Genomic DNA, 14,353 nt, shown 5'->3' with positions numbered 1-14,353 from the left:
TGTACAAATATAAAAATAAACTAATAACACATAGCATTTTTATTGAACTTTTACGAAAATTTATTAACAGGGTTGCTGTCTGTTTTTACGACACTTCTATCCTACCGTAATCCAGGTCATTTTAGAATTAAAATATTTTAAAGCCAGACTTTGTAATTCGCATGAATTTGTATTCTTTACTTTTTGAAGATAGTCTTTATAAAAATCCATTGTTTGTCCGTAAACAACTACAGACTTTAACCTGTCGGAAACAGCCATGGTGCCATCTAAACTTCGTAAAAACACACCCGACAAATAATTTTTAACTAATGACAATTCTTCATCCTTGACCAATTGATCTTTTAGGTTGTTGATTTCCAAATTTATCTGAGCTAGTGAATCTGCCAAATATGGCTTCCCTACCTGGGTTGAAATGACCAGATATCCGCCTCTTATATGCGATACTAAAGAACAACCCACACCATACGTATAACCCTTTTCTTCCCGCAAATTGCGCATTAACCTTGAGCCAAAATAACCACCCAATATGGTTGTCAGCACCATTAAAGGAACATAATCTTCATCAAGTTTGTTTGGTGCCCGACACCCTATTCGAATGGCGGTCTGAACGGCATCTTGCTTTTCGACATGTTTCTCAACAGCCTGATAGGCCTCATCTAAACTGGCTGTATCTTTTCTTTGAACTTCTTTTCCTACCGTCCACCTGCCAAAAACATTGTTTAAAACCTCAACTTCTTTTTGAGTAAAAAGTCCACTTAATACCAAAAAACAATTGTCAGGCGTATAATAGCAATTGTGCCAATCAGTAATTAGGCTTGGATTCAGACATAAATAATCAGACTCTTCAATGATACGTCCATAGTGATGGTTGCCCGGAAAAAGTGCCTTGCTAAACAGACCTCTTGCCGTGTACTCTACTCTTTGATTATTAATTCTTAATTGTTGTATTCCCTGCTCCTGAAATAAATCTATTTCATTTTTCGGAAAAACAGATTCCTGAATGATTTCAAGCAAAAGAGGAAAAGTTTCAGGAACAAATTTTGTTAAAGTAAATAACCGCACCACTGCAATATCTAAAGAGACTTCTGTCTGCAAATACGCTCCATACTGATCAAATGCCTGTGATAATTCAAATGCTGTCTTGGATTTTGTTCCTGCTTGCAACAAGGAGTTTACTGCTGAAGCTACTAAGGCATAATCACCATACCAGACTCCTGCATTGAAAACAACTTCAAGTTTTACCACTTCTTGTTCACCTGCACAAATCAAATAGGCTGGAATGCCATTAGCCAATTGTATTTTTTCAGGTTGCAAAAAAGTAATATTGTCCGGAAGACTTACTTCCGGTTCTAACGCTCTGTTCATGCTGCACCTCCCTTTTTACAATAATACATGACCGATTCGTTTTGTTCTCTCATCACTTCGGCTACAATGCGTTGAATGTCGTCAACAGTAACGCGATTATAGTTCTCCATCTGATGATTGATCGTTTCGACATTTCCAATCATTTCAAAATAGGCAAGATTAAGTGCTCTGTTTCCAATATTCATTTCAGAAAATTGAAGTGCCGATTCAGTTTTTTGTTTCACAATATTTAATTCCATTTCTGAAACACCTTGATTAATTACTTTATTCAATAATTCATTAATTGCATTATCAGCAGTTTGAATATCTACCGATTCATTCACTTTACCTTCTATTACAATTAATCCGTTATCAATATCGCCTGTAAAATAAACATTGATGGTATTAAACAACTTCTGCTCCTTTACAAGAGAATGGTAAAGTATGGATGAGTTACTTCCGCAAAGTATATCAACCATCAACTCAGTGGCATAAAAATCATTATCAAATCTATTGCAGGCATGGAAAGTTTTATAAATAGCATTGGCAGGAATGTTTCTCTCTAATTGCAAGAATCTTTTTTCGTGTTGTGCAGGTTCTGCATTGATAATTTTTTCAGAAAGATGTTGTTTAGGAATTTCACCAAACCACCGGTTCGCAAGCTCAACTGCTTTCTTCACAGTAATATTTCCGGAAAGTGTAAGTATGGCATTGTTGGGACAATACCACTGACGAAAAAATGCTTTTACATCCGCCATGGTTGCTTGTTCAATATGAGAAAGATCTTTTCCAATAGTAGCCCATTTATATGGATGTACTTTGTAGGCCAATGGTCTAAGGTTTAACCACACATCACCATAAGGTTGATTTAAATAACGCTGCTTAAATTCTTCCATCACTACATTTCGCTGCACTTCAAGACTATTTTCAGAAAATGCAAGGCTGAGCATTCTATCACTCTCCAACCAAAATGCTGTTTCAATATTTTGGGCAGGAATAGTGAGGTAATAGTTTGTAAAGTCGCTATTGGTAAAGGCATTATTCTCGCCTCCTGCACGTTGCAAAGGTTCATCATACGATGGAATATTGACAGAACCTCCGAACATTAAATGTTCAAACAGATGTGCAAAACCAGTTTTATTTTCGTCTTCATTTCTTGCGCCTACTTTATATAAAATATTCATTGCGACCAGTGGTGTTGACTGGTCGTAATTAACTATAACCGGAAGCCCATTGGGTAATACGGTCTTTTCAAACTTCACCATAGATTAGAACAATTTAGTAATACGATTTTTTTCTTCTGTAAACTCCTGCCAGATGGATTTAACTATCTCCCCCGCAGGTAAAATCTCTTTTATTGTTGCTGCAACCTGCCCTATTTCCAATTCGCCTTCATCTAAATCACCTTCAAACATTCCTTTTTTGGCACGTGCCCGTCCCAGCAACTGCGTCAATTCCTCGCGCGTTGCGCAGCGTTGCTGAGCCTGTTCAACATCCTGTGCAAATTTGTTTTTTATTAGTCTTACTGGCGTCAGTTGTTTTAATGTTAAAACTGTTTGTCCCTCTGCTGTATTAATTACTTTTTCTTTAAAGTTAGTATGTGCCGAGGATTCCATACTCGCCACAAAACGCGACCCAACCTGCACACCTTCTGCACCTAATGCAAATGCTGCCATCATAGCACGACCACTTCCAATGCCACCTGCTGCTATTACCGGTATTTGCAAAGCATCTCTTACCTCCGGAATAAGACACAGTGTAGTTGTCTCTTCACGACCATTATGCCCACCGGCTTCAAAACCTTCCGCAACAACAGCATCAACACCTGCATCTTGCGACTTCAAGGCAAATTTTACATTACTTACAACATGTACAACTGTTATACCCGCTTGCTTTAAATGCCTGGTCCAGGTTACTGGATTACCGGCAGAAGTAAAAACAATTTTCACTCCACCTGCAATGATAATAGCCATCAGTTTTTCTATATCAGGATATAGCAATGGAACATTTACACCAAATGGTTTACTTGTCGAAGCCTTGCACTTTTCAATATGCTCTTTTAATACATCCGGATACATACTTCCAGCACCGATTAAACCAAGCCCTCCGGCATTGCTGACTGCTGAAGCCAGTCTCCATCCACTACACCAAATCATACCTGCCTGCACTATTGGATATTCTACACCAAACAATTCTGTTACTCTGTTTTTCATTCTTTCTCTTATGATGCAACTATACAAAATATTTTAAAGATAATCCATCTGTATTTTTAAAGTTATTCATGTAGAAATTGAAAAACTAAAAAGCATAACCAATTCCGGTTTCAAGAAAATCGGCTTGACCAAGATTGGTCTTTATGTAAACACCTGCATAAAAATTATTCTTGTGATAGATGGTTGCATCTTTAAGATAGTATTGAAAACCGAGTCTTGCAGTAATCCAGCCCTTTAACTGTTTTTTAAAATCTTTATCGTTTTCTCTTCTTAACTTTTCATGATAAACGGGATTGTAGAAATATATACCCCCATTAATAAGCATACTAAAATGACCAAATAAAAATTCATTGCCAACTACTGCCTGCAACGATGAAGAGCGCAAATGTTCTTTATTATCATAATAACGCTGACTTGTGATAAAATCATATAAGCCGCTATTGTACCAACCTTCTATTCCTACATGAAATTTATTTACCGGAGTCAGGTAACGTGTTACATAAAATGCCCCAAGATAAATTGGATATTTTGGACCATTTACAGGAAAAGTGCTTGCCCCTTGTTCGTTATGGCCAACAGCTAACCGCACTTGAAAATGGTAGGTGGAATCCTTTTCTATACTACGGCTGCCAAATAAAAAATTAAGTGGCCGGATATGATAACGAAGTCCTGCAGATGCAAATGGCAAATTAATGCCAAGATTAGGTAATTGATAATGTGAATTGGAGCAATGGTAAACACCTGCACCAGCACTAACAGACCAAAATGGGTTGATATAATATCTAAGATTTAGTCGTGCAGCAGCACTAAATGTAAATGCCGAACCAACGAGTGTATTTTCAGGATTATTGATTGCATGATATGGCTTATTAAAATATGCGACACCAAATGCAGGTGAAATTTCAGCATAAAATTTATTATTCAACTTATAGCTGAATTCAAACCGATAAAGTAATGCGGAAAAATTTCCAAGAACTTTCTTATTACCTAAATTTCCATAGGCAAGTTCAAATGATGCATTAGGAAAATTATAATATGGATGCCATGATTTATTGCCACTCAACCTGCTGCCAATCACAAAACTGTTGATGACGGCAAGTTTTCTTGCAGGAAAAACAGGATAGTTTTTAACGATTCTCCCTGCATTGAGACTATATTCAACAAATGATGGCTGTTTTAATGATTGTGCATCAGAAAATAAACCACAACCCAAAAAAACAAAAAGTATTACCCTTTTGAATGAATATCTCATTCAGCTAAAATGATTTTATGATGGAAATAAAACTTCTGGACTTTAAAGATGCTCCTCCAATTAATCCACCATCAACATCGGGTAAGGCAAACAACTCTTTTGCATTGTTTTCATTACAACTTCCTCCATATAAAATTGAAGTTTCAGAGGCTTGTTGGCCAAATTGTTTTTTTAAAGTTTCTCTAATAAGGCCATGCATTTCCTGTGCCTGAGCTGGTGATGCTGTTAATCCTGTCCCAATTGCCCATACAGGCTCATAAGCAACAATACACTTCGCAAATTCCTCATTCGTTAGCTTTGAAAGAACATTACTAATTTGTTTTTCTACGCAATCAAAGTGTAAATTACTTTCTCTCTCTGCTTTTGTTTCGCCAATACAGAATATTATTTGAAGTCCATTCAGCAATGCCTGTTTAACTTTCAATAACAGTACCTCATCAGTATCATTAAAATACATTCTTCTTTCACTATGTCCGAGAATGACGTAGCCGGCACCACAAGAAGCAATCATAGAAGCAGAAACCTCTCCCGTAAAAGCTCCTGATGCCTGTGCTGCACAATTTTGAGCAGCAATTTTTATAGCAGTGCTTTCTGTGAGTTTATTAACACTGTTCAGAAATGGAAATGGCGGTGATAATACCACATGAACATCAGAATGAATTTCATCTTTATACATTGCTACAATTTCAGAAGTCAGTTTGATGGCATCATCCAATGTGCAATTCATTTTCCAGTTTCCTGCTACAATTTTCTTACGCATATTTTTTTCTGCTAAAATAAAGCTCTTTTTTAATTACCAATATCCTGTAATGAATCTGACTCCAAAGAGTCATTTTCAAGAATTATCATTTCTGTATTTTTCAATGAATCATTTAATAAAGAATCTGCGGATTCAAGTTCAATATCATCGTTATCACAATAAATACTTTTGGTAATTTTCTTTGGCTTTTTGAATTTTCCCGGAGCAACACCCGACTTTGGATCGAGATATGCCTTCTCTAACATTTTTCCGAAAATTGGAAGTGCCATTCGTGAGCCCTGGCCTGATGAATTTCTGAAATGTACACTTCTATACGGAGCACCAACCCAAACACCTGTCACTAAATCATGAGTAACACCCATATACCATGCATCGGAATAATTTGAAGTAGTACCGGTTTTTCCAGCAACATCATTTCCATTCTTAAAAACAGAATAGCCCCACAATGCCTGTGATGTTCCGCCCGGTTCCTGTATCGTACCTTGCAACATATACAACATTAACCAGGCATTCTCTTCAGTGAGAACTTGCCTGAATTCGGGCACAAACTCTTTGAGAACTGTTCCATCATTAGCACAGATTCTCTTAACTAAAACAGGTTCTACACTTTTTCCGCCATTTATAAATGGTGCATAAGCACAAGTCATCTCATAAACACTCACATCACTGGTGCCTAAACAAATTGATGGCACAGTATCCAAACGACTTTTTACACCTGCCCTATGTGCACATTCAACAATTTTTTCCCATCCAACTATTTCAGCAATTTGTGCCGTAATGGAATTGACTGACTGTGCCAATGCCCGTCTTAAAGTCTTACTTGAATAAGTAAATGTGCCTGTACTATTAAAAGGCTGCCAAATTTGACCACCATCATATTCAATAGAAACAGGCACATCATCTAACCTACTGCAAGGGCTAAAAGTATCTTCTAATGCTGCCAGATAGGCAAATGGCTTAAACGTTGATCCCGGCTGACGTTTTGATTGTATAACATGATCAAATTTAAAAAAATCAAAATCCACACCACCAACATAAGCTTTAATTTCACCGGTGAGCGGATTCAAGGACATAGTTCCTGCATTTAACAAGCGAGCATAATACTTCAATGAATCCATTGTTGACATCACGGTATCTTTCGCACCGCTGTAAGTAAATACTTTCATATCTTTTTTCTTGTTTAAATAAAAAGATATAGAATCAGGTGATGAAGCAAATTGATTTTTTAAACGGTCGTATGACTGCGTAAATGCCACGGCAGTATTAGCAAAGTTTATAATTTCTCTGCCATTGTCGTCACGCCATGGGTTTTGTTTACCCCAATGTTCATCAAATTGCTTTTGCACTTTTCTCAAATGCTCTTTAACAGCGGCCTCAGCATAGCTTTGCAGGTGAGAGTTGATGGTTGTGTAAATTTTCAATCCATCTTCATTAATGTTTATGTCATTTTCATCACAATAGCTTTTAACAATCTTTGCAATTAGCTGTCTCAAATAAGAATCTTTTGTTGCAGATTGATTTTTTGGTCGTTTAATATTTAATGGCATTGGACTAATTGAATCAAAAACAGCCTGACTGATATATCCGTACTTCTGCATCTGTGACAATACAATATTTCTTCTGGCTAACGATCGCTTTTTATTATTCAGAGGATTATAACTGCTGGTGGCTTTTAGCAATCCTATCAGAGTAGCGGCCTCCTGCAAATTGAGTTCTGATGGCTGCTTACTGAAATAGTTTTGTGCCGCAACCTTTATACCAAACCAATTGTTACCAAAATCTACAGTATTAAAATACATTTCCAATATTTCATCCTTTGAATAAAACATTTCCAACTTAATTGATGTTACCCATTCTTTTGATTTACTTACCAATGTACCAATAAAAGGAATATGCTGCAACAAACCCTGATTGGCTTTTTTGCGGATACTGTACATATTCTTAGCTAATTGTTGTGTTATAGTACTTGCGCCACGCTCATCACCTTTGGCAGTGGAATAGGCACCACTAATTAAGGCATAAAGGTCAAGGCCGAAATGCTTATAAAACCGAACATCTTCTGTGGCAACAAGTGCTTGCACTGCATAAGTTGAAATTGAGTCAAAACTCAAAGGAGTTCGGTTTTCATGATAATATTTTCCAATTAGCACACTGTCTTCAGTATAAATTTCTGTAGCAATTGCCACTTGTGGGTTTTTCACCTCGCTCATTTTTGGCATATATCCAAAAAGCCAAAGAAAGTTTATATGAAGTAGAATAAGGTAATAAACCATCAGCATACATAAAATTGCAACACCTCTTAAAACCTTGTTCTTGATAAATTTCAAATAAGAAAATTTTATAATCGAATTTAAAAACAGAATCAGCTGTTTATAAAATCTTTGAAAAACCGAACCTCTCTCAGACATATCTTGTGGCATAAAGTCAAATACAATAACAAGTTGCAAAGAAATAAACCTTTCTGTTAAATTTCATTTATTAGGCATACATTTGTCAGCAGTTTTTAACCAAGCATAAATGAGCTTAACAGAACAATTCAAGGAAGTAGTAAATAAAGAATATCAATTTAAAGGAGACAGTATTGTACTTGGGGCTCCGGTACTTAAAGGAGAAGCATTGACAGGATGTTTCATCAAAGCACCTTTGAAAACATTTAACCGTCATGGTTTAATTGCAGGCGCCACTGGTACAGGGAAAACCAAAACCATGCAGGGTATTGCAGAATCACTTTCTACCAAAGGTGTTTCCTGTTTATTAATGGATGTAAAAGGCGATTTAAGTGGTTTGGCAAGTCCGGGAACGGCAAATCCAAAAATAGATGAACGCTATCAGAAATTAGGACTTACCTGGAAGCCCTTGCAATTTCCGGTTGAGTTTTTGACTTTATCAGATGAAAAAGGTGTTCGCTTACGAGCTACAGTATCTGAATTTGGCCCTGTTCTTTTTTCTAAAATCCTTGACTTGAATGATACACAACAAGGCGTTGTTTCCCTAATATTTAAATACTGTGATGATAAGCAACTTCCTTTACTTGATCTTAAAGATTTTAAAAAAGTATTGCAATTTTTAACCAACGAAGGAAAAAATGAAATTAAAGCTGACTATGGCGCCATTAGCACTGCATCAGCATCTACAATTATTCGAAAAATTATTGAAATAGAGCAGCAAGGAGCGGAGAAATTTTTTGGTGAAAAGTCTTTTGATGTTGAAGACCTGATAGGTGTTGACGAAAATGGTAATGGCAAATTAAATATCATCAGACTGACTGACATTCAGGATAAGCCTAAATTATTTTCCACTTTCATGCTGAGTTTATTGGCTGAAGTCTATTCAACATTTCCTGAAGTTGGAGACCCGGATGCGCCTCGATTGGTAATCTTTATAGATGAAGCACATTTGATATTTAATAATGCATCGAAAGTATTATTAGATCAGATTGAAACAGTAATAAAGTTAATTCGCTCCAAAGGGATAGGTGTATTTTTTGTTACACAATCACCTGAAGATATACCGGCTGCCGTATTGGCGCAGTTGGGTTTAAAAGTGCAGCATGCTTTCAGGGTATTTACTGCAAATGACAGAAAGGCACTAAAGCTTATTGCAGAAAACTATCCGCTTTCAGACTATTATAAAGTAGATGAGTTACTTACGACTTTAGGTATAGGTGAAGCTGCCATCACTGTTTTAAATGAAAAAGGTGTGCCAACTCCAATAGCACATACGCTGCTTTGTACACCTGCATCACGAATGGACATTTTAACTCCTGATGAATTAGCAAAATGTATTTCAAAATCTCGTCTGACATCAAAATATAATGAATCACTTAACCGGGAAAGCGCATTCGAGTTATTGTCAAAAAAATTAGAAACACAAGTTGCTGAAAATACTAAAACGACTAAAGAGGCTGAAGTAAAAGAAGAACCTAGTCAGCTAGATCAGGTATTAAACAGTTCTACAGGAAAACAAGTGATGAGAACGGTTACCAGTGTGCTTACAAGAAGCCTACTCGGAGCATTAGGCTTAGGTGCAACCAGACGAAAAAAGTCAGGCTGGTTCTGAGAGTTTATTTAATAAGCTATGTTATTACCTAAGTCTGAGTGGAAGTACGATATAATATCAACTCTCTTTTCAAGCAAGTTTCTCAAGCGTGATGTTCGCATTGACTACTACTTGCCTGCAAAATACTCTGATAGTTCCGATATTTTATTTTTGCTTGATGGCCAGGATGCAGAATTGTTACACCTAAAAGACACACTTCAGAAATTGTCGCAATTAAAAAAAATAAAATCAATCATTGTAATTGCTATTCACGCAAACAAAAACAGAATGCAGGAATATGGTGTGGCAGGCAAGGCTGACTATTTAAAGCGAGGGAAAAAGGCAAAACAATTTTCAAAATTTATAGTTGAAGAACTTATTGCCCATTGCAGCAGTTTTACAGGAATAAAATTTACACCATCCAAAACCGCAATAGCAGGGTTTTCATTGAGTGGATTAACAGCTTTTGATTTGGCATGGAACCATTCTTCAGTTTTTGAATCAGCAGGTGTTTTTAGTGGCAGCTTTTGGTGGAGAAAAAAATCATACGAAGATGGATATACAGATGACGACAGAATTATACATCAGGTTGTTAGAAAAAGTAAATCAGCACCGGCAATAAAGTGCTGGATTCAAACCGGCACTAAAGATGAAATTGCCGACAGGAACAAAAATGGCATTATAGATTCTATTGATGATGCTCGTGACTTGATTCTTGAAATGAAACAAAAAGGTGTTCCTTCAAAAAATATTAAATATGTTGAAATTCCCGAAGGGCAACATAATCAGTCAACATGGTCGGCAGCCCTACCCCTGTTTTTGTGTTGGGCATTTGGGAATAAAAGAAAAGTTGACATTTATTAATTACACTCCCTGATGAGAGGTATTTAAACTTTCTGCAAAAGATTTTAAATCTAATCCATCAAAAGTTCCCGAACTCATCATTAAATAAACGACTTGTTGTTTGTCTTCTGAATTCAGATAATCCATCAATTGCATTGAATCGTTCATAACCTTTATGTCGTTCCTATCAAAAGACAGGAAAATTTTTTCAGAAGTTATTGGAGGTAATTTCTTATGCTCAATAGTTTTGGGATTAAAATAGACAATTGCTACATCGGCATCAGCCATTGTGCCTTTATACTCATTAAGAAAATTCTCATTCAAACTGCTGAATGTGTGCAACTCCAAACAGGCAATTAACTTTCTATCGGGAAATTGCTTGCGTACAGCTTCTAATGTTGCTTTAAGTTTTGATGGTGAATGGGCAAAATCTTTATAAACAGCAAACTGATCATTCTCAGCAAGCAGTTCAAGCCGTTTGGCTGCTCCCTTAAAAGATTTCAGTGCATTATAAAATACATCGTTGCTAACACCTATTGATTTACAAATTAGTCGAGCACCTTCAAGATTCATCAGATTATGTTCTCCAAAAACTTGAAGTGGTACTTCATTACCTATATCATCATAGATTATTGTCTTACCATTTCTGATAATATATTTGGGAATAGAATAGCCAAATTTTGTTGCTCTCACTTCTTTATCTTCACAAACTCTTTTTACTGTTGCATCATTCAGACAATAAAACAATTTTCCATCCTGTGGAATTTCTCTTGCAAAAATCCTGAATTGTTCTTCATAAATATCAAGTGATGGAAATACATTAATATGATCCCAGGCTATGCCACTAATGAGACCGATATGGGCATGATATAAATGAAACTTAGGGCGTCTGTCAATTGGTGAGGATAAATACTCATCTCCCTCTAAAATTATAAACTTCGCATCGTTAGATAATTTAACCATAGTATCAAAGCCATCAAGCTGTGCGCCTACCATAAAATCAAAATTAATTCCTGATGTTTTCAAAACATGTAGAATCATTGAAGTAATGGTAGTTTTTCCATGGCTGCCACCAATTACAACTCTGGTTTTATTTTTTGAGTGCTCAAATAAAAATTCAGGATATGAAAACACTTTTATATTTTTCCGAATGGCTTCTGTAAGTTCAGGATTATCGGCCCGGGCATGCATGCCTAAAATAACAGCATCAATTTCGCTATTTATTTTTTCTGGAAACCACCCTGTTTTTTCCGGTAAAATACCTGCTTTGGCCAATCTTGTCTTTGCAGGTTCAACAATTTCATCATCACTACCCGACACTTCATGACCCAGTTGATGTAAGGCAAGTGCCAAATTATGCATAGCACTTCCTGCAATAGCAATAAAATGATATCTCATTCCTGATTTTTGTGGCTAAAATACACCGTCACAAGTGGGTATTTTGAATGCGGTCAACTTTTTATTAACTATAATCATCCCAATTCTTGTTATTAAAGATAGGTGATTTAATTTAGTTTTGCGCCAAATAATTTGCATTGAAGGTAAAAATCTTAGATCTCTACATCATCAAGAAGTTTTTAGGCACTTTTCTTTTTGCCATAGGACTAATTGTTTGTATTGCCGTTGTATTTGATATTTCTGAAAAAGTAGATGATTTTATTGAGAGACATGCTCCTTTAAAAGCCATTGCATTTGATTATTACCTGAACTTCATTCCCTATTTTGCCAATTTATTCAGCCCATTATTTGTTTTTATTTCAGTTATTTTTTTCACTTCCAAAATGGCGGGGCAGACAGAAATTATTGCCATTTTAAACAGCGGTATCAGTTTTAACCGTTTTCTTCGACCCTATATTATCTCCGCTACAGTCATAGCAATAGCTTCTTTTTATTTAAACAACTGGGTGATTCCGCATGCAAACCTCGTACGGCTTCAATTCGAAAATATTTATATTAAAAATCCTTATGTCTATCGCGGTAGAAATATTCATCGGCAGATAAAACCCGGTGAGTTTGTTTATTTTGAAAGCTATGACAACAAAGCCAACACCGGTTTTATGTTCAGCCTTGAAAAATTTGAAGAAGGAAAGTTGGTAACTAAACTCATGGCTGATAGAATTACATGGGATTCATTAACCCAAAAGTGGAGCATTGAGAATTATACCATAAGGCATATTAATGGTATGACGGAAGAATTAAAAAAAGGAATACGATTAGATACAGCATTATCAATACATCCATCTGAATTTAACAGAAGAATGAACTTTATTGAAGCAATGGATTTTTCGGAACTCAATACCTATATTAAAGAAGAAAAACAACGTGGGTCAGAGGTTATTCCTTTTTACGAAGTTGAAAAGTACAGGCGAACATCCTATCCTTTCGCAACATTCATACTTACATTAATTGGCGTAGCCATATCCAGTAAAAAAGTTCGTGGTGGAGTTGGGCTGCAGTTAGGTGCAGGCATTTTGTTAAGTTTCACTTATATTATGTTTATGCAGGTGAGTACAACATTTGCAACAAATGGAAACCTGCCTGCAGTAGTTGCAGTATGGATACCTAATTTTGTGTATGCAGTTATTGCTTTATACTTATTACGAAAAGCACCTAAATAACAAGAGGCAATCATTAACCTGAATGCCTCTTCTTTGTAACGGATAAAATCTATTTCACCGTGTCAGCTGGATAATCAGCCGGATTAAATGCTGTTTCCGGGTGGTTCATCCTATAACGATAACCTATAATCGGCACCGCTATTGATTTTAATGGTTTGTTTGAAGGCATCAACCTGTAATAGGCAATCTTGTTTTCCAAAGGAGTTTTATCAACAAATGCATAAGCACGCAATACTTCTGAATTTCCATTAGCCTTTATAGCTCCAATTTTCTGATATTCTATTGCATCAACAGAACGTTCAACTATAAAGGAATCTATATCTGTTTCGCGTGAGGTGTACCAACTTACCATCACATGATGATCGCGAGCCTCAGCCTGAAATGAAAGTAATGTAATTGGTAGCTGTTGTACATGCGTTGTACTACGGATAATAAAATTGTCAAGTATAGTTTTATCTGTTCCTCCACCACACATGTTTTTTGCAATCACAATATTGTCAGAATTTTTCCAGAACATTGAACGTTCTTTTGGCCCCTGATAATTCCAGACAACAACATCGTCAACCATAATTTCACCTTTGCCCGTATTCGGATTATATACAAAACGGTAATTTCTGAAATCATTATCTTTTATCAACTCATAGTTTGTTGTTTCATTCACAGAATAACTTCTACCCTTTTCCAGGTTTACACGATATGCAATAACTAATTTCCCCTTTTTCATTCCAAAATTAAAATATCGCCCACGACTGATAAAGTCGCATTCATCGTCTAACCTTTTGTAATCAAAACTTATGTCAATCCCATCAGTATTAAAATAATTATCTGTAGGAATAGTCAAATCAATTCCATCTTTACTCTTCCCGGCACTCAATCCGTTTGTTCCTTCAACGCCTTCTGACATCACTGCAGCAAACGGGCTTATTTTAATGGCATCTGGCCCTTTACTTGCCTTTGTAGGGTCATCACCATTCCAGTCAAATGCACAAATCACTTCACCGTTATTTACATCATAACCCTGAATCATATTGGTAAGTGCTCCAGCGCGCGAATCTGTCACATTGGAAGTATTCATTACGACAGTAAGATATACTGCCAATCCCATTATTGATGTTCCGGCAGTTACAAAAATTGCCTTATGCATTAGGGACATTTTTTGTCGTTGACGGAGTTTTAATTTTCTTGCCATAATAATAAATTTATAGAATGAACCTTTTGATTATACTCTTATAGGATAAAAAAGGTTGTAAAAACTTAAATCGAAATTTCGGATTTCTTACATTTC

11 protein-coding genes are annotated in these 14,353 nt (G+C 36.1%); 3 read left to right on the top strand and 8 right to left on the bottom strand.

The features are described 5' to 3' along the window. Positions 1 to 96 precede the first annotated feature (96 nt). From V9G42_09035 to V9G42_09010, 6 genes are all read right to left on the bottom strand, one after another. Positions 97 to 1,365: a pitrilysin family protein gene (locus tag V9G42_09035; protein MEI2759555.1), complete on the bottom strand. Its 1,269-nt coding sequence runs from the start codon at positions 1,363 to 1,365 to the stop codon at positions 97 to 99. After that, a complete protein-coding gene (locus V9G42_09030) occupies positions 1,362 to 2,609 on the bottom strand; it encodes a pitrilysin family protein (GenBank protein MEI2759554.1) in 1,248 nt (415 codons plus the stop codon). The genes V9G42_09035 and V9G42_09030 overlap by 4 nt, the downstream gene beginning before the upstream one ends. A 3-nt stretch (positions 2,610 to 2,612) precedes the next feature. Next, positions 2,613 to 3,557: a DUF561 domain-containing protein gene (locus V9G42_09025; GenBank protein ID MEI2759553.1), complete on the bottom strand. Its 945-nt coding sequence runs from the start codon at positions 3,555 to 3,557 to the stop codon at positions 2,613 to 2,615. 85 nt (positions 3,558 to 3,642) lie between these two features. Next, the gene (locus V9G42_09020; GenBank protein MEI2759552.1) at positions 3,643 to 4,809 is read right to left on the bottom strand and encodes an acyloxyacyl hydrolase; all 1,167 of its coding nucleotides are present in this window, start codon (positions 4,807 to 4,809) and stop codon (positions 3,643 to 3,645) included. Positions 4,810 to 4,813: 4 nt separating this feature from the next. Next, positions 4,814 to 5,569, bottom strand: a complete 756-nt coding sequence (gene tpiA, locus V9G42_09015) for a triose-phosphate isomerase (protein MEI2759551.1) — start codon at positions 5,567 to 5,569, stop codon at positions 4,814 to 4,816. Between the two features lie 29 nt (positions 5,570 to 5,598). Then, positions 5,599 to 7,779 carry a transglycosylase domain-containing protein gene (locus tag V9G42_09010; GenBank protein ID MEI2759550.1) on the bottom strand — a complete coding sequence of 727 codons (2,181 nt, stop codon included), beginning with the start codon at positions 7,777 to 7,779 and terminating at the stop codon, positions 5,599 to 5,601. A 307-nt stretch (positions 7,780 to 8,086) separates the two neighbouring features. Here V9G42_09010 and V9G42_09005 point away from each other — a divergent pair, with 307 nt between their 5' ends. Both V9G42_09005 and V9G42_09000 read left to right on the top strand, forming a co-directional pair. Next, a complete protein-coding gene (locus V9G42_09005; GenBank protein ID MEI2759549.1) occupies positions 8,087 to 9,628 on the top strand; it encodes a helicase HerA-like domain-containing protein in 1,542 nt (513 codons plus the stop codon). Between the two features lie 18 nt (positions 9,629 to 9,646). After that, positions 9,647 to 10,471, top strand: a complete 825-nt coding sequence (locus V9G42_09000; GenBank protein ID MEI2759548.1) for an alpha/beta hydrolase-fold protein — start codon at positions 9,647 to 9,649, stop codon at positions 10,469 to 10,471. Here V9G42_09000 and V9G42_08995 read toward each other — a convergent pair whose 3' ends face one another. Continuing rightward, positions 10,472 to 11,848, bottom strand: coding sequence for a Mur ligase family protein (locus V9G42_08995; protein ID MEI2759547.1), 1,377 nt, complete (start codon positions 11,846 to 11,848; stop codon positions 10,472 to 10,474). Between the two features lie 137 nt (positions 11,849 to 11,985). Here V9G42_08995 and V9G42_08990 point away from each other — a divergent pair, with 137 nt between their 5' ends. After that, positions 11,986 to 13,068, top strand: coding sequence for an LptF/LptG family permease (locus V9G42_08990; protein MEI2759546.1), 1,083 nt, complete (start codon positions 11,986 to 11,988; stop codon positions 13,066 to 13,068). A 49-nt stretch (positions 13,069 to 13,117) separates the two neighbouring features. Here V9G42_08990 and V9G42_08985 read toward each other — a convergent pair whose 3' ends face one another. Continuing rightward, positions 13,118 to 14,212, bottom strand: coding sequence for a hypothetical protein (locus V9G42_08985; GenBank protein MEI2759545.1), 1,095 nt, complete (start codon positions 14,210 to 14,212; stop codon positions 13,118 to 13,120). Positions 14,213 to 14,353: the final 141 nt, after the last annotated feature.

This window comes from Bacteroidia bacterium (assembly GCA_037045145.1).
In the GTDB taxonomy this organism is placed as follows: Bacteria; Bacteroidota; Bacteroidia; order AKYH767-A; family OLB10; genus OLB10.
This window is presented reverse-complemented; position numbering and strand designations above follow the sequence as displayed.